Source organism: Halarcobacter anaerophilus (assembly GCF_006459125.1).
GTDB lineage: Bacteria > Campylobacterota > Campylobacteria > Campylobacterales > Arcobacteraceae > Halarcobacter > Halarcobacter anaerophilus.
Genome location: NZ_CP041070.1, coordinates 1,269,186 through 1,295,660, shown reverse-complemented (window position 1 = coordinate 1,295,660; position 26,475 = coordinate 1,269,186). Strand labels below are relative to the sequence as shown.

The 26,475-nt window shown below is 32.3% G+C and carries 21 protein-coding genes; 4 read left to right on the top strand and 17 right to left on the bottom strand.

The features are described 5' to 3' along the window. From AANAER_RS06285 to AANAER_RS06255, 7 genes are all read right to left on the bottom strand, one after another. Positions 1-885 (bottom strand): acetaldehyde dehydrogenase (acetylating), encoded by an 885-nt coding sequence (locus AANAER_RS06285; protein WP_129082662.1) that lies wholly within the window; start codon positions 883-885, stop codon positions 1-3. A 10-nt stretch (positions 886-895) separates the two neighbouring features. Then, positions 896-1,684: a fumarylacetoacetate hydrolase family protein gene (locus AANAER_RS06280; RefSeq protein ID WP_129082663.1), complete on the bottom strand. Its 789-nt coding sequence runs from the start codon at positions 1,682-1,684 to the stop codon at positions 896-898. A 9-nt stretch (positions 1,685-1,693) separates the two neighbouring features. Next, positions 1,694-3,151, bottom strand: a complete 1,458-nt coding sequence (locus tag AANAER_RS06275; RefSeq protein WP_129082664.1) for a 2-hydroxymuconic semialdehyde dehydrogenase — start codon at positions 3,149-3,151, stop codon at positions 1,694-1,696. Further along, the gene (locus AANAER_RS06270) at positions 3,151-3,576 is read right to left on the bottom strand and encodes a GlcG/HbpS family heme-binding protein (protein ID WP_129082665.1); all 426 of its coding nucleotides are present in this window, start codon (positions 3,574-3,576) and stop codon (positions 3,151-3,153) included. The genes AANAER_RS06275 and AANAER_RS06270 overlap by 1 nt, the downstream gene beginning before the upstream one ends. 8 nt (positions 3,577-3,584) lie before the next feature. Beyond that, positions 3,585-4,532: a catechol 2,3-dioxygenase gene (locus AANAER_RS06265; RefSeq protein ID WP_129082666.1), complete on the bottom strand. Its 948-nt coding sequence runs from the start codon at positions 4,530-4,532 to the stop codon at positions 3,585-3,587. 13 nt (positions 4,533-4,545) lie between these two features. After that, positions 4,546-4,872, bottom strand: a complete 327-nt coding sequence (locus AANAER_RS06260) for a 2Fe-2S iron-sulfur cluster binding domain-containing protein (protein WP_129082667.1) — start codon at positions 4,870-4,872, stop codon at positions 4,546-4,548. A 162-nt stretch (positions 4,873-5,034) separates the two neighbouring features. Then, entirely contained in the window at positions 5,035-5,967 is a 933-nt protein-coding gene (locus tag AANAER_RS06255) for a malate dehydrogenase (protein WP_129082668.1), read from the bottom strand. 111 nt (positions 5,968-6,078) lie between these two features. Here AANAER_RS06255 and AANAER_RS06250 point away from each other — a divergent pair, with 111 nt between their 5' ends. Both AANAER_RS06250 and AANAER_RS06245 read left to right on the top strand, forming a co-directional pair. Then, a complete protein-coding gene (locus AANAER_RS06250; protein WP_129082669.1) occupies positions 6,079-7,371 on the top strand; it encodes a sensor histidine kinase in 1,293 nt (430 codons plus the stop codon). Beyond that, positions 7,368-8,129, top strand: a complete 762-nt coding sequence (locus AANAER_RS06245) for a response regulator (RefSeq protein ID WP_129082670.1) — start codon at positions 7,368-7,370, stop codon at positions 8,127-8,129. The genes AANAER_RS06250 and AANAER_RS06245 overlap by 4 nt, the downstream gene beginning before the upstream one ends. A 20-nt stretch (positions 8,130-8,149) precedes the next feature. Here the strand turns inward: AANAER_RS06245 and AANAER_RS06240 are convergent, their stop codons facing one another. Genes AANAER_RS06240 through AANAER_RS06215 form a run of 6 tightly spaced genes read right to left on the bottom strand, consistent with a single transcriptional unit; the run spans position 8,150 to position 12,633 of the window. Further along, positions 8,150-9,205: an NADH:ubiquinone reductase (Na(+)-transporting) subunit F gene (locus AANAER_RS06240; protein ID WP_129082671.1), complete on the bottom strand. Its 1,056-nt coding sequence runs from the start codon at positions 9,203-9,205 to the stop codon at positions 8,150-8,152. A gap of 1 nt (position 9,206) precedes the next feature. Beyond that, positions 9,207-9,566: a phenol hydroxylase subunit P4 gene (locus AANAER_RS06235; RefSeq protein WP_129082672.1), complete on the bottom strand. Its 360-nt coding sequence runs from the start codon at positions 9,564-9,566 to the stop codon at positions 9,207-9,209. Between the two features lie 10 nt (positions 9,567-9,576). Beyond that, positions 9,577-11,097: a YHS domain-containing protein gene (locus tag AANAER_RS06230; protein WP_129082673.1), complete on the bottom strand. Its 1,521-nt coding sequence runs from the start codon at positions 11,095-11,097 to the stop codon at positions 9,577-9,579. A 13-nt stretch (positions 11,098-11,110) separates the two neighbouring features. Continuing rightward, positions 11,111-11,386 (bottom strand): MmoB/DmpM family protein, encoded by a 276-nt coding sequence (locus tag AANAER_RS06225; protein WP_129082674.1) that lies wholly within the window; start codon positions 11,384-11,386, stop codon positions 11,111-11,113. 9 nt (positions 11,387-11,395) lie between these two features. Next, a complete protein-coding gene (locus AANAER_RS06220) occupies positions 11,396-12,385 on the bottom strand; it encodes a ferritin family protein (protein ID WP_129082675.1) in 990 nt (329 codons plus the stop codon). A gap of 17 nt (positions 12,386-12,402) precedes the next feature. Continuing rightward, positions 12,403-12,633 carry a phenol hydroxylase subunit gene (locus AANAER_RS06215; RefSeq protein WP_129082676.1) on the bottom strand — a complete coding sequence of 77 codons (231 nt, stop codon included), beginning with the start codon at positions 12,631-12,633 and terminating at the stop codon, positions 12,403-12,405. A 119-nt stretch (positions 12,634-12,752) separates the two neighbouring features. Between AANAER_RS06215 and AANAER_RS06210 the strand changes: the two genes are divergently transcribed. Both AANAER_RS06210 and AANAER_RS06205 read left to right on the top strand, forming a co-directional pair. Further along, on the top strand, positions 12,753-14,051 hold the full coding sequence (locus tag AANAER_RS06210; protein ID WP_129082677.1) for a sensor histidine kinase: 1,299 nt from the start codon (positions 12,753-12,755) through the stop codon (positions 14,049-14,051). Then, positions 14,051-14,809: a response regulator transcription factor gene (locus tag AANAER_RS06205; RefSeq protein WP_129082678.1), complete on the top strand. Its 759-nt coding sequence runs from the start codon at positions 14,051-14,053 to the stop codon at positions 14,807-14,809. Before AANAER_RS06210 ends, AANAER_RS06205 begins: the two co-directional genes overlap by 1 nt. Positions 14,810-14,861: 52 nt before the next feature. On the opposite strand, the gene AANAER_RS06200 is transcribed toward AANAER_RS06205, so the two are convergent. From AANAER_RS06200 to AANAER_RS06185, 4 genes are all read right to left on the bottom strand, one after another. Continuing rightward, positions 14,862-15,668, bottom strand: coding sequence for a hypothetical protein (locus tag AANAER_RS06200; protein WP_129082679.1), 807 nt, complete (start codon positions 15,666-15,668; stop codon positions 14,862-14,864). A 91-nt stretch (positions 15,669-15,759) separates the two neighbouring features. Beyond that, on the bottom strand, positions 15,760-17,649 hold the full coding sequence (locus tag AANAER_RS06195) for a bifunctional diguanylate cyclase/phosphodiesterase (RefSeq protein ID WP_129082680.1): 1,890 nt from the start codon (positions 17,647-17,649) through the stop codon (positions 15,760-15,762). Next, complete coding sequence (locus AANAER_RS06190; RefSeq protein WP_129082681.1) at positions 17,646-18,248, bottom strand: transglutaminase-like cysteine peptidase; 603 nt, start codon at positions 18,246-18,248, stop codon at positions 17,646-17,648. Before AANAER_RS06190 ends, AANAER_RS06195 begins: the two co-directional genes overlap by 4 nt. A 52-nt stretch (positions 18,249-18,300) precedes the next feature. After that, the gene (locus tag AANAER_RS06185) at positions 18,301-26,475 is read right to left on the bottom strand and encodes a Calx-beta domain-containing protein (RefSeq protein ID WP_129082682.1); all 8,175 of its coding nucleotides are present in this window, start codon (positions 26,473-26,475) and stop codon (positions 18,301-18,303) included.

The window sequence follows — 26,475 nt, the reverse complement described above, 5'->3', positions numbered from 1 at the left end:
TTATTCCCCTTTAATTTTCTCTGCCATTTTTTCGGCTATATTGCTTGCAGCAGCAGTAATAATGTCTAGGTTACCCGCATACTTAGGCAGATAATCTCCTAATCCCTCTACTTCTAAAAAGATTGAGACTCTTTTACCGTCAAATACGGGACCGTTTTTCAGTTTATATCCAGGAACAAACTCTTGGACTTTTTTTACCATTTCATGAACGGATTTTGTAATTGCCTCTCTGTTTGGTTCATCAACTGTTTGACAATGTACGGTATCTCTCATCATTAAAGGAGGTTCGGCAGGATTTAAGATAATAATAGCTTTACCTTTTCTTGCTTTTCCTACTTTTTCAATTCCAAGTGCAGTTGTTTCCGTAAACTCATCTATATTTGCTCTAGTTCCGGGACCTGCCGATTTTGAGGCAACCGTTGCTATTATTTCCGCATAATCAACTTCTTGTACCTTTGAAACTGCTGCAACCATAGGAATAGTTGCTTGTCCGCCGCAAGTTACCATATTTACATTTTGCGTATTTTGAGCCAATAACTCATCAATATTTACAGAAGGCACGCAAAAAGGTCCAATGGCAGCAGGAGTTAAATCAATAACCATAACGCCTTTTTCTTTTAATTTATTATTATTATCTTCATGAACATAAGCCGAAGTTGCATCAAAAGCTATTTTTACCCCGTCTTGTTCAATAAAAGGAATTAAGCCGTCAACTCCTTCATGTGTTGTTTTCATTCCTGCCTCTTTTGCTTTTTTTAAGCCGTCTGATTCAGGATCAATACCTACCATCCATAAAGGATTTAAAATCTTACTTCTTTGAAGTTTATACATTAGATCTGTTCCTATATTTCCAGATCCAATTAAAGCACAATTAATTTTTTCCATATATAATCCTTTATATAAATCTACATGAAGCAGAACCGATTCCGCCTATATCTATTCTCATATTATCACCCGGGTTTATTGTAACCATGGCACATAATGCTCCTGAAAGGATAACCTCTCCTGCTTTTAAACCCACACCGAATTCACCCAATTTATTTGCAAGCCAAGCTACGGCATTTGCAGGATTTCCAAGAGCGGCTGCACCTGCTCCCGTATGAAGAAGTTCACCGTTTCTCTCTAAAGTAATCCCGCAAGTAGTTAAATCAATATCTTTAGGATCTGCAAATTGACCTCCAAAAACGATATAACCGCATGAAGCATTATCAGCAACCGTATCTTGAATTTTTATTTTCCAATCTTTGATTCTTGAATCAACTATTTCAAAACAAGGCATTACAAATTTTGTTGCTCTTAAAACATCTGCGGTTGTAATACCGGGACCCATTAAATCCTCTTTTAAAACAAAAGCAATCTCACCCTCTGCTTTTGGTTGGATCATTGTGTTTGTTACATCAATCTCATCTCCGTCACTGTAAATCATATCTGATAACAGATATCCAAAGTCAGGCTGATGAACCCCTAACATATCCATTACCACTTTTGATGTAACACCGATTTTTTTACCTATAATTTTTGAGCCGTCATTTTCCAATCTTTTTTTTAAGAAATGATGTTGAATTGCATAAGCATCCTCAATTGTTGAATCAGGCTCTTTGTTTGAAATAGGTTCGATTGTATAATTGCCTTTTAAAGCATCATATAACTCATTTCCGTATTGTTCGATTTTTAACTTTTCCATAAACAAACCTTACATTTTTATACATACGTTTTTTAGTTCTGTGTAAAATTCTAAAGAGTGATGACCACCCTCTCTTCCTATACCTGAACCTTTCATTCCGCCAAAAGGTGTTCGTAAATCCCTTAAGAACCAAGAGTTAATCCATACAATTCCTGAATCAATTTGACTAGCAACTCTATGTGCTTTGGTTAAATTTTCCGTAAATATTGTAGAAGCAAGTCCGTATTTAGTATCATTTGCCATTTTTATTACTTCTTCTTCGGTATCAAATACTGATACATGGCAACAAGGACCAAATACTTCCTCTTTTACAACTGTTGCAGTTTCAGGCAAACCTGTCCAAATTGTAGGTTCTACCCAATATCCGTCTTTCATATTTCCACTCATTTTAGGAACTCCACCGCCAAGAACAACATTTGCTCCCTCTGCTTCAGCTTTTTTATAATATTCCAAAACTTTGTCTCTGTGAGTTGCACTTACTAGAGGTCCCATATCAGATGACTCATCGTGTTGGATACCAAGTTTTAATTTTGAAGCTGATTCTTTAAGTTTTGCTACAAACTCATCGAAAATTTCCCTTTGTACATAAACTCTCTCAGTTCCTAAACATACTTGTCCCGAGTTTGAAAAGCATGATCTTGTTGTTTCAAAAACTGCTTTTTGCATATCACAATCCGCAAATACGATTGCAGGGTTTTTCCCTCCAAGTTCAAGGGAAACATCTCTAACTCCTACAGAGCAAGCTTTCATAATCATTTCACCTGTTACTGTTTCTCCCGTAAAAGTAATTGCATCAATATCTTTATGTGCCGTTAAAAGATTTCCTGTAATTGAACCTTTTCCTTGAACTACATTATAAGCTCCAGCCGGAACCCCTACTTTACTCATAACTTCTCCCAAAAGAGAGGTAGTTGTAGGTGTTACTTGGGAAGGTTTAACAACAACTGAATTTCCGCAAGCCATAGCAGGTCCTACTTTCCACGTCATAAGCAAAAGAGGTAAATTCCAAGGAGAAATTACGGCAATTACACCTTTTGGTTTTCTTACACTGTAATTAAACATTTTTTTACCGTCAGGAGTATTTGCTTGATACGCTTCATCCGCAACAGCTTTCATAGTATCGGCAAATACTTTGAAATTTGCGGCACCTCTTGGAATATCAATATGTCTGGCTATTGAGTAAGGTTTCCCCGTATCCAAAGCTTCTGCTTCTAAAAAATCATCAAATCTTCTATCTATCTCATTTGCTATTTCATACATCATTGCTATTCTGTCGTTTAGCTTCATTTGCCCCCACTCACCTGTAAGGGCATTTTTTGCAGCTTGCACTGCTGCATTAACCTCATCTTCTCTTCCTAAAGCAACTTTTGAGATTAACTCATTTGTTGCAGGGTTATAGTTATCGAAAAACTCGTTTGAAACCGAATCTATAAATTGTCCGTTAATATAGTGTTGTACTTTTTTCATTATTCTAATCCTATTTTTTCAATTGCATATTTCGCGCATATAATATCTTCCTCTTCAGTTCCGCCTGAAATACCTATTGCTCCTATTTTAATACCGTTTTCAAAAATGGGCATCCCTCCTCCAAAAGGAATTAATCTCCCCCTATTTGAAAAACCTTGTTCCAAATGAGGCATACTTTTGAAAATTGTACTCCACTGCTGTGTTGGGAAACCAAAACTTGCACTGGTATAAGCTTTGTCTTTTGCAATATCTATTGAGTGGATAAAAGAGTTTTCCATTCTTAAAAAAGCCATTTCCAACCCTTTGTTATCCGCAACTGAGACATTGATATTTATATTCAACTGCTCAGCTTTTTGTATTGCAAAGAGACAAGCTTCATATGAGGCTTGTCTTGATATACTCTTTTGTGTTACTGCTGTTTGCACAACATCTCCTATTTATATGCAGAAAGAGTGTAAGCAGTGGTAAAAGCACCGTCTTCAGCACCCGTATGGTAAAAAATACCTCTCCATAACTCTTCTTCCGTCCAAGTAATCGTCGGCATATCAGGCTGCACCAAATAACCTAGTCCCGCAAAAGTTTCAAGTCTATGTCCCGATGGATCAAAGAAATAAATCGTTTCACCTCTTGTAATCCCGTGTCTTTGCGGTGTTACATCTATTTTTACATTATGCATAGCCATAACATCTGCTGCTCTTAAAATATCATTCCAACCGTCTAAAAAGTAAGCGAAATGATGCATTCCTGTATGAGGTCCCGCAACAAAAGCGATATCATGCGGTGTTGAAGTACGTGCCAGCCAAGTTGCAGCCTGAAGTGAACCTTCAGGACCTACTGTTACTTGTTCAGCTAATTTAAAACCTAATACCTCTTGGAAAAACTTAGTTCCTGCCATCACTTTTTCAGGACCTTCACACATTAGCAAAGTATGATCTATCCAATGAGCTTTGATTCCTTTTCCTTCAAAAGGCCAAGGTCTGGGATTTGTATCACCCACATCTTTGCCTACAAAAGTTTTATAGGCATATAGATGAAAAATATGTCCGCTTGGTGCCGTAAACTTTAGTGTTCTTCCACATTCGGCAACTTCACCTTCGGGTAAAATTTCCGTTTCTACGCCATAAGCTTCTATTTTTGCCTTTAAATCATCAATATCCTCATCACTCTCTACTTTATAAGCAGCTGTGTTGAAAGTTGCCTCATCACTTGGTCTAAGAACCAAACTATATTTATCCCACTCATCCCAGCATTTTAGATACAAGGTTCCGTCACTATCCTCTCTTACTACTACCATTCCCATTATATTTGTATAATATTCTCTTGATTTTTCAATATCCAGAACATTTAGGTCTATATGACCCAATCTCATAATCCCGCCCATTTTTTCTCCTTATTTAATTTCCTAAGATATATACTTTTTTTTCTAAAGCTGATAGGATTTTAGGTTTAGGAAGGAACTCTATTTCCATATCAGTTTTGGGAAAAACTTTACACGCCAAAACAATATTTTTATCTTCATCTTCTTGTGAGATATATCTTCTATTCATTTTTGATTTTGAATATTCACCGTTTAAAATATGAATTTTACATACACCGCAAGCACCGTTATGACAACCTTTGGGTACTAAATTTTCATAAACATTTAATCCATCCATCAAGCTTTTGTCTTCATGGCAAGTATGATTTCTGGATTTATCTCTAACTAAGATATTATGTTTCATATTGTTCCTTTCCTTGAAATTTTAAAAAGCTGATAAACTTTTTAACTGTTCAAACTTTACAAAAAAAAATTCGCAGAATAATCGCAAAAAAGAGTATTTTTAAAAAATGATAATAATTTCAAATATTGATTTCTTAAACACCGTAAAAAAGGGACAATTCCTCTATTTTATATACTTTTCTACTTTGTTTATAAGAGTATTTACACTCTTAATCGAAGTTGCGAAAGCTTTTTGTTCAGCTAAGCTAAGTTTGTATTCAACAATCTTTTCAACTCCGTTTTTACCTAAAACAACGGGAACTCCCGTAACCGTATCTTTAAAGCCGTATTCCCCTTCTAGTTTAACGGCACAAGGGTATATCTTTTTTTCATCATTTAAAATTGCTTCAATCATAAGCAGTGTCGAATGAGCTGGGGCATAATAAGCAGAGCCTGTTTTAAAAAGCTTTACGATTTCTACTCCGCCGTTTTTTGTTTTTTCTATAATTTCATCTATCTGTTTTTGTGAAAGCAGTTTTGAAATAGAGATACCGTCTGCTTTTGTAGAGTCTATTAAAGGAACCATTTCATCTCCATGTCCTCCTAAAACTAAAGCTTGAATATCTTTTTTACCCAGTTTTTCTTGTATAAAATAGCTCATTCTAGCACTGTCTAAAATACCTGCCATACCTAAAACTCTCTTTCTTGGGAATTTGGAAATTTTTAAAGCCGTATATACCATGGCATCCAAAGGGTTTGAAACTATAATAATTATTGCATCTTTGTTTAGTTTAGCAATCTCTTCTATTATATTTTTCATAATTTCTGCATTTGTAAGAAGAAGATCATCTCTGCTCATTCCAGGCTTTCTGGCAATTCCCGCTGTTATTACGATAATATTGCACTCTTTAAAATCTGCATTATTTGATACTTCTTCTATTTTGGTTTTTGAATTAATTGCACATGAAGCTTGAGAGATATCCAAAGCAACGGCTTTTGTATAATCTTCTCTTATATCTTTTAATAAAATCTCGTCACAAGACTCTTTTAGGGCTAAATTATAAGCTATAGTTGCCCCTACATTTCCTACTCCGATAACTCCTACTCTTTTTTTCAAATAAAACTCCTCTTTTAATCTTTGGGGAGTATATAAAAAATTATTCGCGAAATATTCGCGGCATTTAACTAAGAAAAGTTTCTATGATATAATTTTGCAAAGGTGGTGTAAATGTTTAGTTTTGGAAAATATTTTTTTAATAAAAACAAAATAGCTAGAAGATTCTCTTTCTCTTACGTTTTTACGGGATTTATAGGTTTACTTTTTTTAGATAAATTAGTTCAGATATTTTTTGAACATAATGATGTCAGCAAAAACGGAATTTTTACCTTTGGGTTATTGTTTATTATCTCTACGGGGATTCTTCTTTATTTTATGATTAATCATATGCAAAAAGTTATTAGAAATATAGAAAAAGCCTATAACGATTTAAAACAAAAAGAGAAAGACAGACTTGCTCCTTACGAGTTTGCCTTGGACCACTCTGTTGATGCCATTCATTGGTTTACTCTTGAAGGAAAATTTACTTATGTAAATGAAGCAACCTGTAAATTGGACGGTTATACGAAAGAGGAGTTTGAGAATATGTATTTAGAAGATGTTGATATTAATTTTACCAGAGAGACTTCTCCTTTATGTATGAATGATATTAGAACTATTCCAAACTGGAGAATCGAATCAACCCATAGAAGAAAAGACGGAACGACCTACCCTGTAGAAGTTTCAGGTCATGCCTTTATCTACAACGGCAAAGAGTATATTTGCGCTTTTGCCAGAGATATGACCCAAAGAATAGAGAATAGAAATAAAATTACAAAGATGAATGAAGAGCTTCAAAAATCGGTAAAAGAGAAAGAAATTTTATTAAAAGAGATTCATCACAGGGTAAAAAACAATATGGAAATTATCTCTTCATTACTTAATATGCAAGCATATAAATCAGAAGATGAAAAGTTTAAAGAGCAGATGAAAGAGAGCCGAAGCAAAATTCATGCTATGGCTTTAGTACATGAGTTTTTATATTTAGGAAAAAACTTGGCTTATATAAACGTAAATGAGTATATAGAAAGACTTGTTGACGATATAAAAGAGCTTTATATCTCAAATAATACGCAAATTGAAGTTGATTTGAGTATTGATAAAATGGAGTTTTCTATAAATAGATGTATTCAAGTTGGTATGCTTTTGCACGAACTTTGCGTAAATGCTTTTAAATACGCTTTTAAAAGTAATAGAAAAAATCTTTTATATCTTCGTATGAAAATCGAAGATGAGAATATTCATGTAATAATAAAAGACAACGGTGAGGAGTTGAAAGATTTGGATAAACTTAGAAAATCTGATTCTATAGGAATGCAACTAATCGAATCAATAGTTGATTTTCAACTTCACGGAACAATAGAGTTTAAGAACAATAGTGGATTAGAGTGTAGTATTATATTTCCTAAAAAGGAGGTAAAATGAGTAAAATAAAAATTTTAATAGTCGAAGATGAACCTATAATTGCTTTGAATTTAAAACAGGTATTAAGTGAACTTGGATACGAACCTTGCGGTATTGCAAACAACCGTTGTAACACAATGAAACTTTTAAATGAAAAAAATATCCTGCCTGATTTAATACTTATGGATATATACCTTCAAGGTCCGACTACGGGAATAGAACTGGCAAATGAATTAAAAGATATTTTGATAAACACACCCGTTATATTTTTAACCGCAAACTCAGAGTTGTCGACTATAAAAAAAGCTTCCGAAACTTTGGCTTACGGATATTTGATAAAACCTTATAAAAAGAGCCATCTTCAAGCTGCAATAGAGATTGCTATAAAAAAAGCACAAGAGGATAAAAAAAACAATTTTGATTTAAATTCGATAAAAAATATAAATAAAACATTGGAATATAGATTAGATCTGAAAAAAGAATCAAAATCAAGAACCGTAAAATTAAAATACGGCTATCTTTTTGATAAAGAAAAAGAGATTTTATATTTTGGAGACGAACCTGTAAAATTAACGCTAAAAGAGATTAAAATAATAAAAATCTTATGTCACACTCCGGGACAAAACGTATCCCAAGAGCAGTTAGAATATGCAATCTGGCAAGATGAACCCGCAGGTTATGCAGCTTTTAGATCACTTCTTTTTAGACTTAGAAATAAAATACATAAAGATTTGATTAAAAATCAAAATAATACGGGATATAAAATAGAGTTGTTGTAATGCAGTATTTTAATACCGCATTACAATGATTTAAACAAAGGACTCTTTTGGTTTTGTGCATTTAAATCCGCTTTTGAAAAGAATTTTTCTATATGAATATCTTTTTCAAACAATCTTCCTTGCATCAAAGTTGTTATACAAGCTTCACTCATCATAGGAGGACCGCAAAGATAGGCTTTGTTTCCTTCAAACTTATCATAAAACTTTTTAGCCACCTCATTTGTAAATCCAACTTCTCCGCTCCAATTTTCATCTTCATTATTTGATAAAACGGGAATATATCTAAAGTTTTCATACTCTTCATCAAGCTTTTTAAACATATCTGCATAATACAGTTCTTCTTGATTTCTTGCTCCGTGAAAAAGAGTAATAGGCTTCGTACAACCGTTTTCAAGTTCATCTAAAATCATAGATTTTGGACTTGAAAGCCCCGAACCTCCTGCAAAAAATATCATAGGTTTTTGGGCACTTCTTTTTACAAAAAATCTTCCAAAAGGACCTGATATTTTGTATCTGTCTCCGACTTTTAAATTTTTATGTATCCAAGGTGTTGCTTCACCATCAGGGATGATTCCTATATTCAGTTCTATAATCTTTTGTGTACTTGGTTGATTTGCCAAAGAGAAAGCTCTAGGCTCATCAAATCCGGGAACATGAAGATTTATATACTGACCTGCTTGAAAATCAATTTTTTCATCTAACTCTATCCAAACTCCAAGTATCCTAGGAGTCAACATCTTAGATTCAATAACCGTACCCATAAAATCTTTTACGGGTATTGATCTTGCATCACAATCTTCATCTATATCTGCTTCTATTGCTACATCTTCAAGAGCTCTTGCGGTACAAGCCAAACAGTATCCCTCTTCCCTTTCTACATCCATTAAAGCAAAAGGTGAAGCATCTCCTAAATCAACCTCACCTTCTAATACTTCAACTTTGCAGGTACCGCAAAGACCGTGATTACAAGCGTGAGGTAGATATACCCCTTGTCTTAAAGCTGCATCAAGGATTGTTTGTCCCTCTTGAACTTCTACAACATCGCCTGTCGGTTCTATTTCTAATTTATATCCCATGTTAAGCTCCTATCTTACCGTCCAATGCAGGTGTGGTAAATTGAATATAAGATTTATGCCCTATTGAATTCTCTTTTAAACTTTTATTTGGATCAGGTGTTATAACTTTTCCGTCAATCTCCCAAATAACTTCCGTGTTGTCAAAATCAAGCTTTTCAAAATCAGGCTCGACTTTGTAACAAAGAGGGATAATATCAGACATAATTGCACTAAAAGGCATATCAGGCGATAAAGCAAAAGCTTTTACCGACCCTTCCATAAAATGAGCATGCCAATAGATAAAAACCAATTGATTTCCATGAAACTTATCTACGCTGTCTTTCATAATTGTAGGATATTCTCCTATTGATTTTACTGCCATTTTTTATCCTTTATATATTTTTTAATTTGTTCCACATAGCTTCATCGGGAGAGCCTACATAATCTAAGTTATCAACTGCGTTTTCGATTTTGTACCATTTTAAAACTTCGGGTATTGTTTCTCCTCCACAATTACCTTGAAAAATTTGATATGGAGGTAACCAGGCTTGAGCATATTTTTTCGGTTCATTTTCAAAAATATTTTTACACTCATCGGAACAAAAATGAAATTTTTCTCCGTTGAACTCCGTAGTTTCATGGGTATAAACAGTTGGTTTGCCGTTCATTACGTCAGTAAATAAAAGCGGCAGCTGACAAGTCTGACAAAGACAAGGAAGAGCTTCACTGTAATATCTTTCACCCTTTTCTGCTTTTTTCTTATACTCTTCAAGAATCGGTCTGTAATGTTTATCAAAAGTGTTTGGATACTTTTGACTAAGCCAGTTCATTTTATCTTCATCGGGTATCCATGTATGAAAAGCCGTTGCGTTTGAATGAACATACAAAGTTTTCCATAATTGATGAGAAACATGCTCTTTTTCCGCAATTATTTTATCTAAGATTTTAGTAGGCATTTTTATTCCGTACTTTTCAAGATCTTTAAATAAAGCAACACCGTTTTGTTCTATATAAAGTTCAACTGCCTCAGCCCATGAAGTTGGAGAATTAGGTAACATATAATCCATCATTGCAGAAACTATAGATAAAAGTCTATATCCTCTCCACAACTGTTTTTCCATCATTCTTTGAACAATTGGAACATTGTCGGCATCTTGTTCAAGCATAAATTTTACAGCTTGAAGTCCTAAAGTCATATGTCTTGATTCATCACTTTGAGCTGAAAATCCAAAAGTTACGGTTGCCATATCTCCGTTATATGCTGCACCACTCATAAAAGGAACAAAAAGCAGACTTGTAAGAACAAACTCAAAAGCAAATCCTGTGGCAATCATAAATTCAAAGGGTCCTGCACTGCTTCCATCATCGGCAAAAGATTTTGGAACCGACAGATACCAGATTCGGTCATACATAGTTCTATAATCATGAAAGCCGTCAAAATATTTATTATAATGACTTATTGTATGAACCTGGGTTTGATAATGTCTAAGTTCATCTATTGCTTGCATCTGGCAAGCTATAGTAGCCCCCTCGCCTTTAAATTGTCTAGCTACGTTTGCAAATCCGCTTACAACATTATGTTCAATTGGAGTAACTGCCGTTAAAAATATTTTCAGGGCATTTACATATCTTGCATCCGTGATATTTTTTTGACCGTTATTTTGAGCAAAGGCATCTATAATTGAGTAAAGCTTTTTATCTTTTTCAGCTTGAAGTTTCCAATATGATTCCATAGTCATTCTAAAAGGATCTTCCCAAGCGTCCCAATCATGTATTTTTATTCCCTCATACTCTAAATAAGGGTGAACCTTTTTTTCATCTTGATAAGTTGTATCCCAACCAAGTCTTGTCATATATTCATATGATTGTTTTTTACTTAATCTTTTTTTTCTGGGACTTGTACTGCTACTCATAATATTCTCCTTTTTAATTATTCCAATAAACAACGAATTGTTCATCATCTTCATCAATTTGACCGCCTGTTGAGATTAAGATTAACTGCAACTCTTCAGGTTCCCAATCTCTTCCCAAAGCATCAGAAACGGTATCTGCTTTGATTACAATTTCACCTTCCCTTTCAATTTGAATCATGGCAGGTTTGTTCGTAATTTGAATACCTTCATTATCAACTTTTATAGCTTCTGCTATAGTCCTTCCTTCATCTGTTGCTTGAATACACAACAAAGCAATACTTTTTGACATAATCTCTCCTTAAATTTTTAATCCAATCTTTTTTAATCTATTTTCAAGATCAAGTCTAATCTGCGGTAAAATATCTGTATTGTCACTATAATCGGACAAAGGAGCTAACGCTTCATCTGCTTTTAAAAGATAACTTTTTGACCATTTAGATAAGATATTGTTGTTCTCTTCAGATTCCTCTGCCATCACTTTTACAATAGAATCCAACCATTTTATTGATTCTTCCTGCAACTGGGAAATAAATTCAGTTAACAGTGAGACAGTTATATGTCCGTTTTGCACTAAAGTATTTGAAAATTGCGTAATAAGTAAAGGAACAAGTAATCCGTTTAATATCAAATTTTGAGAAACTAATATTTCAATAGGATCTTTTACTACCATAATATCTTCAAGTGTTTTTCTCAAAGGCTGCCATTTAGGATCATTCATCCAATCGTTTTTCCCTTTTTCCAGTCTTTCTACATTGTTATCTGATAACAATAAAACGATTTTCGTAAGATGCTGAGAGTTCCCCAAACTATCAGACGCATAAAAAAGAGAGGCAGAGTTCAATGCCGTTCCGTAACCTCTTGATACTATTGAAAGATTATTTAGATTAACTCCGTAAAAATAGTGTCTTAAAGGTGTTAAATAATTATAAATTATCTCTTTTATATCTTCAGGAATCATTTGAGTTAATAATCTCTCTTCAATAAGTTCAAAATTTCTTTTACTTGCCGCATTTTGATTTGCTCTTGTTGAAACATATGTCATATAATGAAATTTTCTAGGATCAAGCAGTTTATACCAATCATCCATTTTTATTACAGTTCTTTTTACGTCATATATTTCAAACTCAGGTTCGTAAGTTGGTCTATAATGGAAGTTTTCCGTTGCTTGCCCATCATAAACTGCCTCTTCATATCTTGAGGCAGGTCTATCCTCTCCAAACCTTTTTGCAATATGCCCAAAGGTGTGTCTTTTGGGCTCAATTTCTATATTTGCTATATTTAGTTCCATCTTCTCTCCTTTATATTTTAAAGTCCGTATTTCCAGATTTTATTATTAACTTCCAAGGCTTTTTCCTGCTCTTCATTTATAAAAGAGACTCTGTTGTTTTGACAAAATTCAATGAAAGCTTTATAAGGTAAAAGTAACTCTACGTTCATTTCAACCTCTCCAACTGCAAAATAGAATTCTACGAATCCATTATTTAGTATTTTAATAATCTGCACAAATTTCTTCTGATTTGGCATTAATTCGTTCATTTAAAACTCCTATTTCCAACTAGAATGCAAGAATCATATGTTAAAAATATCGCTTTTTTTTCGCATTACTAATTCAAAATAAAAATTTTTGCTATAATTTTTACAAAGGTGAAAAGATTATGAATTTAAAAAATGAAATAAAAAATAATATATTGGATAAAAACAGATTGGCAAAAAGTTTTTCTCTTACATATATAATTATCGGTCTTTTGGGAGTTGTTTTTTTAGATAAATTAATCTCAATTTTTTTTGAGCATAATGATCTTACACATCAAGGACCTTTAACTTTTGCAATACTTTTTATCATCTCTACAGGCTCTATTCTTTATTTAATGATTAATCACATGCAAAAAGTAATACAAAATATCGACAAAGCATATAAAGAGTTGCAAAATAAAGACAAAGAGAGACTTATCCCTTACGAATTTGCCTTGGATAACTCAGTTGATGCCATATATTGGTTTACTCTTGATGCAAAATTTGTTTATGTAAATGATGCTGCTTGCAATATGCTTGGGTATAAAAAAGAAGAACTTTTAGGTAAACCGCTTGAAATAATGGATCCCAATTTTACAAGAGAAACGGCAGCACAGACAATGCAGAAAATTTCTTCTTCAAAAAATTGGTCTTTGGAAACAACCCAAAAGAAAAAAGACGGAACTATTGTAAATATAGAAGTTACAGGACATGGGTTTAGACATGCTGGAAAAGATTATATCTGCGCATTTGGAAGAGATATTACACCAAGACTGGAATATAGAAATAAAATCACAAATATGAATCAAGAGCTGCAAAAATCAGTTGATGAAAAAGAGATTTTATTAAAAGAGATACATCATAGAGTAAAAAACAATATGGAAATAATATCTTCTTTGCTTACAATGCAATATAGAAGAGTTCAAGATAATGAAGTCAAAGATATCTTAAAACAAAGTAGAAGCAGAATCAATACAATGGCGCTAGTTCATGAATTTTTATATTTAGGGGAAAATCTGGCTTATATAAATTTGGAAGATTATATTGAAAGACTTATTGATGATATAAAAGAGCTTTATATCTCAAACAATACTTACTTAAAAGTTGATTTGAGTATCGATCAATTAGTATTTTCTACTAACAGATGTATACAAGTAGGTATGGTTTTACATGAACTTTGCGTAAATGCTTTAAAATATGCTTTTAAAGAGAATAGAGACAATTTACTCTATATTCATATAAAAAAATTAGAAAAAGATATACATATAAAAATTGGAGACAACGGAAAAGGATTAGAGAATATTGACTCTTTGTATAAAACAGATTCAATAGGAATGCAGTTAATCCATTCGATTGTAGAAGATCAGTTAAACGGAACAATAAATTTTAGAAATAATGAGGGATTAGAATGTAATATTATTTTTCCTCAGAGGGAAGATTAATGCAAAAAATAAAAATATTGATTGTAGAAGATGAATCAATAATAGCAATAAATTTAAAAGAGACATTAAAAGAGTTAGGATATGAACCTTGTGGAGTAGCACCTAATAGATGTAAAACTATGAAACTTCTTGAAGAGGGTGTAATTCCAGATTTGATTTTAATGGATATTTATCTAAAAGGTCCTACAACAGGAATAGAACTGGCAAGAGAATTAAAAAACACTCTTCCTAACGTACCTGTTGTTTTTTTAACGGCAAACTCGGAAATATCAACAATAAAAAAGGCTTCTGAAACTCTGGCTTACGGGTATATTTTAAAACCCTATAAAAAAAGCCATCTGCATGCTGCAATAGAAGTTGCTTTGGAAAAATCTAAAGATGATACGAAAAAAAACCATGAACTAGACGCTGCTGAGAATATAAATAAAACGTTAAGTCATCAATTAGAGCTAGTAAAAGAGCAAAAATCAAGAACCGTAAAACTCAAATACGGATATCTTTTTGATAAACAAACTGAAATTTTATATTACGGCGATGAACCTGTAAAACTTACAAAAAAAGAGACTCAAATTATAAAAATACTTTGTAACAGCGCAGGTTATAATGTATCTCAAGAACAGATAGAGTATGCAATATGGCAAGATGAACCGGCAGGTTATGCTGCTTTTAGATCCGTACTTTTTAGACTTAGAAACAAACTGCACAAAGATTTAATCACGACACAAAATAATACGGGGTATAAAATAGAGATAATTTAAAGTTTATTTGAAGGAAAATTTAATTTTCCCTCAAATATCAGTTTTCAAAGGTTTATTTACACTCATAATAATAACCAAGAAACGGTGCTTTATGGTAAAAATTGTAATTTTTACCGTCTTGTAAATCTTTTACGAAACTTTCTATTTGGTTACTTGTTATGGGAGCATATAAATGAGAATGTCCTCCACCTTTATATTGTTTGTCCAATAGAGTTCTTGTTTCTGTAACATAATCCGAAGAGTTTCTCCAATTGTGCACTAAAGCATTAAAATCATGCCAACTAATGGTACAATTTTCTTTAAATACTTTATCTAAAGCGATTGCTGCATCTTCAAATCTTGCAGATTCTGCCAATACAAAAGCAATCATTTTCAAAGTTTTTTGTTTGTAATAAACATCTTCAACTTCTTTATATGTTTGGTCATTCCAATCAGGCACCGGTGTGTCAAATTTATATTTTCTTAAATTGTCGATTAAATTTATAAAATTTTCTTGACTGATTGTAAGAGCTAGTTCATTATTATATGTCTCAATTTTAGAAGGTAATTTTTGACCGTTTACCTGAGTTAAATAATAGTTTTTGGCATTCATTGTAATGATGTTTGAAGTTTTCACTCCATTACACTCTTTTATTATATTGATAGGAAACTCTTTGTCTGTGTCAATTAATTCCGGTCTAATTTCATTTGCAACAAAAGATCTTATGTCTTTTAAATCATATTTTTGTCCATTTCCCTTAGAAAAAACAACATTACAAGCAGAGCTATTGTTTTTTAATGATACTTGATTTTGAACACAACCTGAAAACAACAAGAATAAAGATAATAAACTTATCTTAACAACAATATTTTTATACATAGTTTCTCCTTCTTATTAAAACAAGAAGTTTAATAAATAATTAATTAATATATTCTTTATTAGTTAAAAATATCAGGAAGGGAAAGAGAAATCAAACAATATGTTTTGTGATTTTTCCAGAGATAAAATTTACATTTTTATTTTTCGCTATATTTAAATCTTCTTCATCATTAATTGAAGTTACAATTAATTTCACACTTAATGATTTATTTATAATATTTAAAGCATCAAAGTTTTCACTTAACTTTAAAAAGTTTTTATTTACTTTTATATATTCAGGTTTTTTCATATTTAAATAATTATAATCTTCACTTATTCCCATAAAATTATAAACTGCAATATTAAAATCATAATCTTTAAGAATATCAATAAATAAAGCACTGTTAGAACTATATTTTACAAAAGATTCCTCTTCTATTTCAAAAATTATATTTTGTAAACCGTATTGTTCATTAAAAAGTTTCCTAAGTTTTTCAAAAGGAAGGTTTTTGATAAAATTATTTGGAATCTCAAGGGCGAGCTTTTTATTGGATGTATTTAAATTTAATATTTTTTCTATAACTTTTAAATATACCTCTTCTAATAAATTTAATTCTATTGCATGGGAAATAAATTCATTATAAGAGTAAGTTTTATCTTTTGTTTTAATTTCAAAACTTACGGTTTCATATATTATATCTTTTGAATCAAGGGAAATTACATCTTTATATAAAATATTAAATTGTTCATTCTCTTTTGCCAAATCAAGAATTTTACTAAAGTTCTTTTTTACTTCATATACTTCACTACTTTTTAAATAATAGTAATCTTTTTGGCTTGATAATTTTGCCTGTCTAAGAGCCGAATCAACTTTTGTAAGCAGTTCGCTGTAATTTTTTTCATCTTTAAAACTACAAAGAGCCATATATAGTTTTATATCTTCATCTTCTATATTTATCAATAAGTTTTTTAATTTTGTGGATAACTGTTTAGCAATATCTTCTGCTTCATTCTCTTTAACTCTTGGTAAAACAATCATAAACTCAGAGGCTTTTGTCCTTGCTATAATGTTAGCTTCCTCAAGAAAAACCAACCCTTTTATAATATTCGATATCTCAATAAATAACTTATCTACTTTTTCATATCCTATTTTTTTATTCAACAAATCTATTCTTGTTAAAACTATTGAAATTACGAAGCCTGAATGATTTACGCTGTTTTCTTCTAAAAACTCACTTGTTTTTAAAACAAGATAATTACGATTATAAAGTTTTGTCAGTTCGTCAATATAAATAAGTTCCCTATTTCTTCTTAAAATTTCATTTGCATGTTCAAAAATATTTTGAATTTTTTCAACCATATTATTTATACTTAAGGTTACTCTTTTAAACTCTAAAGTAAAAGGTAGTTTATCTTGAAAAATAAATTTGTTTTCTAAAATAGAGTCACTCTGCTCTTTTATCATAAGTAAGGGTTTTAAAATTGATTTAAGAGTTAATGCCAAGATAACTAAAAACAGAATAAATGTTACTACAAGAGTAACTATCAGGCTTGAAAATATTTTATACATTTGAGTATAAAACACTTCCCTATCTGCAAAAATTTCTAGTGTTCCTAAAACCATCCAGTTTTGTGATATTGTTGAAGAGGAAGAAACCTCTTTGATATTTACAAGATTTAGAAACCAAGAAGGAATTTCATTTTGAGAGATTTCCTCATTTTTAGTTCGTTCATATATTATCTTTTCATCTACATCTTTGAAAACTATTTTTTCATAATTTCCATTGTCAAAGCTTGCATTCAGAACTGTTTTTATAGCGCTTACATCCGCATTTGCATTTGTAATAGACAGACTTATATTCGAAACACTGTTTTGAATATTTTGGTATAGTGATTTTTGTGCAGAATCTTTTATTTCATTAAAACTTATATTTACTATCAATAAAAATAGTATTGTAAAAACAATTGATAATAAAATTGAAATTTGTTTAAATAGACTCATATCTTATTCTCCATAAAATTTTTTAATAATCTGTCCCATTTTCTATGAGCAGATGTTTTCTTCCCATTTTTTAAAATATCAGGGTTAAAGTTGTATATAGGTTTTAAATCCATCCTTTTTGAAGCCGGAAATATTTTTTTAACAATGCTGTCTAAGACCAAAGGTTCCGAAGACGGTGTATTAAAGTATAATAGAACCATATGAGCACTCTTAGAATCCTCACGTTTTACGTAACTTAAAAACATTTTTTTAGTAGAGACTCCCAAATATTTTAAAACAAAATATTTAGCTATGACATAATCTTCGCAATCGCCTCTGTCTTTTCCTAAAAATTCATAGGGGTTTGCCCAATAATCACTTACACCGTAAATATCTCTGTCCTCTGCATAAGGGACATTATTGAAAAAATCATTCACTTTTTCCAATTTCCCCAATTCATCTTTTTTTGATGCAATCTTTATCATCTTGTTTAATGCAATAAATCTGTTTTTTGCAAAACGATTATATTTTTTCTCCACTTTTTTTATTAGGCTTTCACTACTAAAATCAGCAGATAAATTTGAAAAGATTAAAAATAAGATGATTATAAAAACTTTCATACAAACATTTTATCTAAATATAAAAGAGATAAAAAACTATCTCTTTCATTTTTTATAAACCACTCGTATTAATATTTTCATCAACTGTCAATTTTACGGTGTTTGTTCCATCACTATATTGATATGTCGTATTATCTCCGTTGTCTACGACACTTCCTTGTGTCCAACCTGATTTATCAAGAGAGAAACTATCATTACTATCTCCGACTATTTTTATCTCATTATTAGAATCTGTCATATCCAAAACATCATCAAGACTTAAAGCTAGGCTGTTATCACCCGCATCTAAATCTAAAATCTCTATATTTGAAACTAAACTTGCATCTAATGTTTTACCGTTTAAAACTAAAGTGTCAATTCCATCTAATCCGTCAAAAGAGATACCGTCTTTTAATAATAAAGTATCATCTCCTCCTGAAGGAACTGATTGGGCAATTGAGATATTAAATGAATCGTTTACAATACTTGACTCATTTCCGTCACTTTCAATCATCTTAGCAGTTACACTAATAGATGTGCTACTTAATGATTGATAAGTTACAGTTAAAGCATTTATATCATCTACACTAATACCTTCAATAGTATAAGTATCTGTTCCTAAATCATAATTACTTGAAATTGCTTCACCACTTGCTTTAAAGTTTGCATCACCGTCACCGAATCCATGTAAAGTAAGAGTAACAGTTTCACTGCCGTCAAGGTCTTCCACATTTGCATTTAGGTTAAGAAGCGTATCTTCACCCTCTTTTCCAAAGGTTTGTGTTGCATTTAGAGTTAAACTATCTACAACAGGGGAAATAGTTCCTGAAGCTATTGTTTCAGGATAAATATTTCCATTTTCATCAACTGCAATTATTGATAAATCAGGAATCACTCCACTCCAGTTTTCAGGAGTTTGTACCCAAATATAAGAAGGAAGTTGCCCCGCATTTAAAGGGATATTCCATCTATTCACATCTACTGTTTCATCAACACCGTATGTTAACTGAATTGTTGTAGTACCACTAACTCCTAGATTGTTTGCCAAAACTTTATCACTACCGTTATTTAACTCTCCATAATAGATTAAGAATCCGTCAGGTAATCCTGAAACAGATACAGAAGATAGAGATTCAGAAGAGTCAGCACTTGTAAGAGTAATATCTAACATTACCAATTCATCTTCAGTTCCACTTATTGTTGCACCGCTGTTTAAAGTAAACCCGTCTGCAACTTCATCTACCGTAAAAGAGATTGTTTTATGGGTAGTTATTATATCTGTATCATAAGAGGTCCAGTTTTCACTCTCTTTATTATTTACATAAACATCAACCGTAATATTACCGTCTCTATTTGAAGCCGGCGTATATGTAAGATCTAAAGTGTCATTGTACTCTACATTTTCTATTACATAATAATCTCCATTAGTAAGTCCTGTAACACCGCTTACGGCTGTAGCTGTTATTATACTTCCGTTATAAGAGAGTGTTCCGCTAGTTCCATCAGTTCCTTGTGAATCTGAATATGACTCTGTAAGTTTTAAATAGACTTTTCCATCAATAATTTGTGTATTTACTCCATCGGCATCATTATCTAAAGTTATACTTAATGATTGAGCCACATCTTCATTTGTTTGTCCGTCATTAACCACAGTTAAAGTCATTTCATCTGTTACAGGAAGAACAGAAGCACTAAAATTAATAAGTGCAGAATTTGACGCTCCACCGTTTGCATAAGTAGTAAGCTCAATATCAAAATTTAGAGTAGTATTACTAATATCATTTGCATCGGTATTTGCATTAACAACAGGAGTAATTAAAATAGATTGTAATATACCCACTATTGCTAGTTGGTCTCCTGAACCGCTTATTGTATAAAAACCTTCAGCATTAAGGGTCATTCCATCTACCTCAACACCTTCAGGAATATTTTTAAGAGTAATAGAAAATGCTTGGCTTGTTGCAGTTCCGACATCTGTTTCAACATGAATTACATCACTTAGTTTAAATTGAGTATCTTCTCTTACTACACTTCCTTCATAAGCATCACTATCAGTTATAGTCGTATTTGTTGTTGTACTTACTTCATAACCGTGATCAGAAGAGTCTATATTACTTGCACCAAAGAGATTATCTTGGTCAATGTCTTGGTAAAATGCTGTTATAGTTGCAGGAACTCCAGGTCCTGGTCCTGTTATTAATTGATCTATTGTTAACGTAAAACTTTGTGAATCCGATTGTTCAACATCATTGTTTTTTTCTTGATTATATGCCGTAACTGTTATATTATACGGTACATTTATCTGTTCTGCCGAAAAACTTCCGTCGACATTAAATACCAAATCATATGTTGCCCCGTCATTATCTAAAGCTTCATTTGGAACATCTACATACCAATATCCAGAATAGTTTCCGCCACCTGTATCTCCTGCATAAATTCCACCTACAACAGTAATACCTTCAGGAACACCTGAAACTGTTACTCTTGTAAACTCTTCTGAACCATCTATATCGGCATTACCTCTTCCGTCACTATCAATTCCTGTTACTAATAATGTTTTTGTAAAAGTACCGTTTCCTGATACAGTAATATTTCCTGAACCGTCAACACTATTGTTTGTTCCAATAGTTGTACTCAGATCCAAATTAATATCATCGGTAATAGCATTAACCGTTACACTGTAAAGTTGATTTGTTACGGTTTTTGTATCAGTATAAGTATTTCCTTCATTATCAATTGCGACATCTTTGTATGAGTAAGAGATATTAAAACTATAATCTATATCACTATCTTCACTTAAAATTGCTGTTACTGTTTCAGGTACACCGTTTGTAATATTAAGAGATACATATCCACTACCGCTTAATGTACCGCTAACAGACCCCACTAAAGTTACACCTGCAGGAACTGTACTCATATCAATACTAAAACTTTCTAAACTCTCTATACCTGCCGTTTCACCATCTGTATCCGGCGTACTAAATCCAAAATTAAGCACTTTTTCTTCATCTTCATTTTGAGTATCACTAGATGCAATAATACCTTCTGCGACAGGTGTTATCATAATACTAACATCTTTTACATCATGTGTTTTACTATCTCCTGCATCTTCTGTTGTTACAAACTGCACTTTAAAATCAACTTCACCTGCATAATTTGTAGGTGTAGAAAGAGTAACTTCATTATTGTTAAGTGCTGTTTTATCTACAAGCCAAATTCTATCTGTACCTGTACCTCCTATAAATGTAGCTCCACTGATACTAAAGCCTTCTGCTAATCCTGTAACTTTAAAAGTTAATGTTTCAGAATCGTCTTCTGTTGATAGGTCATTTGAATCTAAAATAGCAGGTGTACTAAAAATATTTTTTAGATTTATAGTTGTATCTTCAGTTGATACAAGATTAAAACTGTTTGACTGACTATTATCATCTGTAGCAGTTGTAGTTGCTAAATTATCATTTACAGGTATATCTGCAACTGCGTCGACTGTTACATCAATTTGAAGTGTTTGAGCAATTGATGTGTCAGGAGCATCAAAAGATACTGCACTTATATCAAAAGTATAATTTTCATCACTATTATAAGGAGGAATAAATTTAGGTAAATTATCATTTTGATAGTCGTTTATGGTTACTGAGTATGTACCGTCTGCCGATGCATCTACTGTAATATCACCCGAACTTGTTGCAGTAACTCCATCAATAGTTACTGTTGTCCCGTCACTAGAAACAGTAACTAATTTCCAGTTTGAACTGCTATTATCATAAACATATAAAGAACCACCATCGGGAATACCACTGATAGTTACGTTATACTCCTCTTTTTCATCTGTTGTTTCTGCTCCCTCTATATCTTTATTATCATCAGAGATTACATTGATATATAGTTCAATACCATCTTCTGGAGCATCTATAACATCTGCATCAACATTTTCATCGTTACTGTTAGTTCTTCCTGCATCTTCTAAGCCTTGAGCTTGGGCTACTTTAAGTGTTACTTGATCTGCTACGGGATTTACTGTCATAGTAAAACTAACAGTTGCACTTTCAGTACTTATTGTTCCTGTTGAGTCATCATCCGTATCTGTTACATTTAGTGTAATAGTTCCACTTATAGTTCCACTAAACTGTTCAGCTATAGTCATAGTAAACGCTGGATCATCTTCTGTATTATCAGGAAAATCAATAGTTACGGTTCCTGTAGAATCAGCTGCTACACTTTTCCCTCCTAAAGTTACAATAGTACCTTCAGGAATACCTGTAATTATATAACTTCTTTTTTCACTACCGTCTAAATCTCCGTCACTGTCAGTTTCTAATCCATTTGTATTCGTAAGAAGAGATTTTAAATCAATAGTTCCATACCCTTCATCAACAGCATCAAAAGTAAAAGTATCGCTAGTATAACTACCTAAATCATTTGAACTTGAATCAGTATTACTATTCCATTCTAATGTAACAGGGTCAGTTACGGCTAAAATATCTACTTCATAATCTTGTGAATTAGTTGCTTTTGTTACGGAAGTATCAATAGTATCATCGTCATTTACCTCATATTCATCCACTGAAACGGTAAATAAAGGATTAGTTGCATCATCTTTTTCAAAGACTACAAATATTGCCTCAAATTGAGCTTGGGTAAGTTGAACAACACCTGTTGTATCAATACCGCTATAATGGTAATTATCAGGGTCATTTGTAATATAAATTTGAATTGAGCCTGCACTTAAATCATACTCTACACCATTTGCAATAATAGTGCTACCAGTAGAACTGCTTAGGGTAATAAGACCTAATTTTTCAGGTTGGTCATCATTAGCTGCATCTGTTGTATAATCGCTGTTATCACTAATTTGAGGTAAAATTAATCCAATTTCAGCAGTATAATCTGTTGTACTCTCTTCAGCACTGGCATTATTATTATCTTCTAAAACTTGTGGAGTAGTTAAAATCGTACTCTCATTTAAGCCGGTATTTGCCCCATTCATATCAGGTTTATCCGCAATTGGATTTACAGTTATAGTTACGCTTGAACTTGCACTATCTCCGTCATTGTCACTTACACCGTAAGAAAAACCTGCCGTTGCACCACTGTAATTAGGCTCCGGCGTAAAAGTTAATGTACCGTCACCGTTATTTGTTAATGTACCGACTTTTACTTTATCAGTTAAGTTATCAAAAATATCTATTGTTTGATTTGTCGTTGTATTTAATGTTTCATAATTAGAACCACCATCATTGCTAATACTTATCTCCCCGTTTAAAAATGATTCATCACTAATTACAATCAACTTAGAATTATCTTCATTTAATGTTACATTTTGACTATCAGACGATGGCATTGAATCATTTACTGTTACAGTAAAGCTTTGAGAATCACTTGTTTCTCCTTGGTCTTCAATTTTATATTCAAAAGTAAGTACAACATTATCATCACTATTGGTATCGGGATGATCTATATTTTCATATTGTGTATATGTATAACTATCATTTGATCCACCTGCTGTGTTTTTATTAAGTGTTATCTCGAATACAACTTTATTATCCCCTGTTCTTGTTGCAATAATTTTTCCCTCTGTTGAGTAATTAAAAGTTATATTTTGACCATTTGATGTTAAAGTAATAGAAGTGTTTGTATCCGGGTCTTTGCTTACAACATTATCTACAAAAAGCAGTTTGTAACTATTATCTTCATTTGGAGAAACAACATTAAGTAACTGTGTATCAGTAATTTTATTATTAACAACTGTAATATCAAAATCATCTTCATCTACCGCCGCATTGTTAGGAACTCCCAAACTTACACCATCTTTTATCTCACCTGTTACGCTATTGTTATCTGTATCAATAGCCACATTTTCATAAGTATCATTTGATTGAGATACATCTGTTATGGTTAAAGTATAATTTTCATTTCCCTCTACGACAAAATCATCTATTGCAAGATTTTCCACATCAACAGTAGAGTTTCCTTCTGTGATAGTTACTTGGGTTACTTTTGTACTACCGCTATAATCAGCATTTTCACTTGTATCATTGCTGTAAGATAGAGTAATAGTAATAGTCTCTCCTGCTGCAACCGTAACAGGATTTCCGTCTTTATCTACTAAAGTAACAGTATGAGTTAAAGTGTTTCCTTCATATACAGAGTCGTTTTGCGTAATTTTTACATATAGTGTATCTTCATCTCCATAACTATTACCGCTAGTTGGATTATCAGGATCGCTAGGCTCACTTGGAGTCTCTTGAGGATCTTTTGTCGTATCATTTGCTGGATTATCGGTAATAGTTGAAGTTACAGTATCATTTGATGTATCAATTGACGGTGATTCATAAGAAGTACCTGACTGATTTGATATTGTTACGGTAAAGTTTTCATCACCCTCTGCTAGATAATCATCATTTGTCAAGACTTCAAATACTTCTCCTATATTTACATTTGTAACAGTTGTATTATCATAATCAGTTCCCGATGTTGCATCTTTATCTAAAGTATCACTTGTGATGCCGTAAGTAATATCGACAGTTCCATCTTGGGTAGTCAAAGGTTTACCCTCACTATCTACTGCAACTGCCATATAATAAAGTTTTCCGCTTTCAGGAGTAGAATTAGTATTATCTATCTTTAAAGTACCGTCTGAATTTGTTATATCTGCTATTGTAGTTGTTGCTGAAGTTACCGCAACAAGTACAATTTTTACCGTCTCATCACCTGTTTCAGGATTTGAGCTTGTGGTATCATAAATTGTAGTATCAACATCTTTATGATTACCCTCTGTATCACCAATTTTTACATTTTCAAACTCACCTGTATTTTCCACATCTGTAATTTCTAAATTGTAGATTTCATCATCTTCTTTATTAGCGTCAGAAATAGTATCTACTGTGAAACTACTTGATGAATTTCCTGCTGTTATTGTTACCGTAATCTCTTCATTGTTATTATATTGGGTGTCACCATCTTGTGTTGTTGTATTTGTATATTTTACTACTACTTCAGTATCTTCTGTTACAATTACAAGATTGCCGTCTTTATCAACTAATTTAACTGTATACTCTGTAGTTGTATCACCTTCATTTACACTAGCAGGACCTTCAATAATGGCATATACGGTATCTGTATCTTCATAACCGTTTGGTTCATTAGCAGGATTTGAAGAGTCACTATTATCAAGAATTGTTCCTATACCTACTGGTTTAGTAATCTCTGCATTACCTACAACATTTGAAACTGTAATTTTCATTGTTTCACCGCTGTCAGATAAATAGTCATCTGTTATTGGAACTCTTATAGTTACGCTTGTACTTCCTTGAGGGATGGTAATTGTTCCGCTTTGATCTGTGTAATCAAGCCCTGAAGTTGCAGTAAGTTGTGAAGTAACATAAGAGAATGTAACATCTGTATTTACTTCCGTATCTAAAGTTACGGTAAAAACTAAATAACCTTCACTCTCATAAGCTGTTGTATCATTAATACTTAATTGGGCAATTATTGTAGGAGGTGGTGTAGAAGAGTCAATATTTGTTTCAGGAGTATCTTCATTTTCAGGGGCTTCAGGTCTAGTAGAAGAAGAGGCTCTTGGTGGAGTAGTTGGAGTTACAGGAGTTGTAGAGTTAAAAGAGTCTAAAGAACTTCCATTATCAAAACTTAATCTATCATCAGACTCACTTTTAAATAAATCTCTATCTATATAGTTTTGTGTTCTAGCTCTAAAAGTTGCATCCCTTAAATCACTTTCTACATTTGTTTGATCACCGTCTCTTGCTTGAAACTGAGCTTCAGCTACAGTTTCATCTTCAACTTCTTCTTCCCCTTCGGCTGTCTCTTGTTTAGTTACATCTTTATTAGAGTCTTGGTTATCGTCTTTTGCATTTTCATCTATAGCTTTTGAGTTTTCATCTTTGAATTTTGCATCTCTTAAATCACTTACAACATCTTCTTGAGCTCTGTATTCATCAGGGTTTAGATTTAAACCTTCCCTTGTAAAATACAACTCTTCTGTTCCAAATGCTTTTTCAATCAAGGATGAATCAATTAATTGTTTTTGACCTTCACTTAAAACGATTACATCATTTCCTGAAAGTTCAATCTCTATATTTGATGAAGCTGTGTTTGAGTCATCTCCGTATATTGTATCTTTTTCATAAATAGTATCACCTACTTGTAAAACCTTTATATTTCCATTTTCATCTTTAACATGAAATATTCCGTTTGATAAACTTTTTACACTTCCTGCAATAGCTGCCAT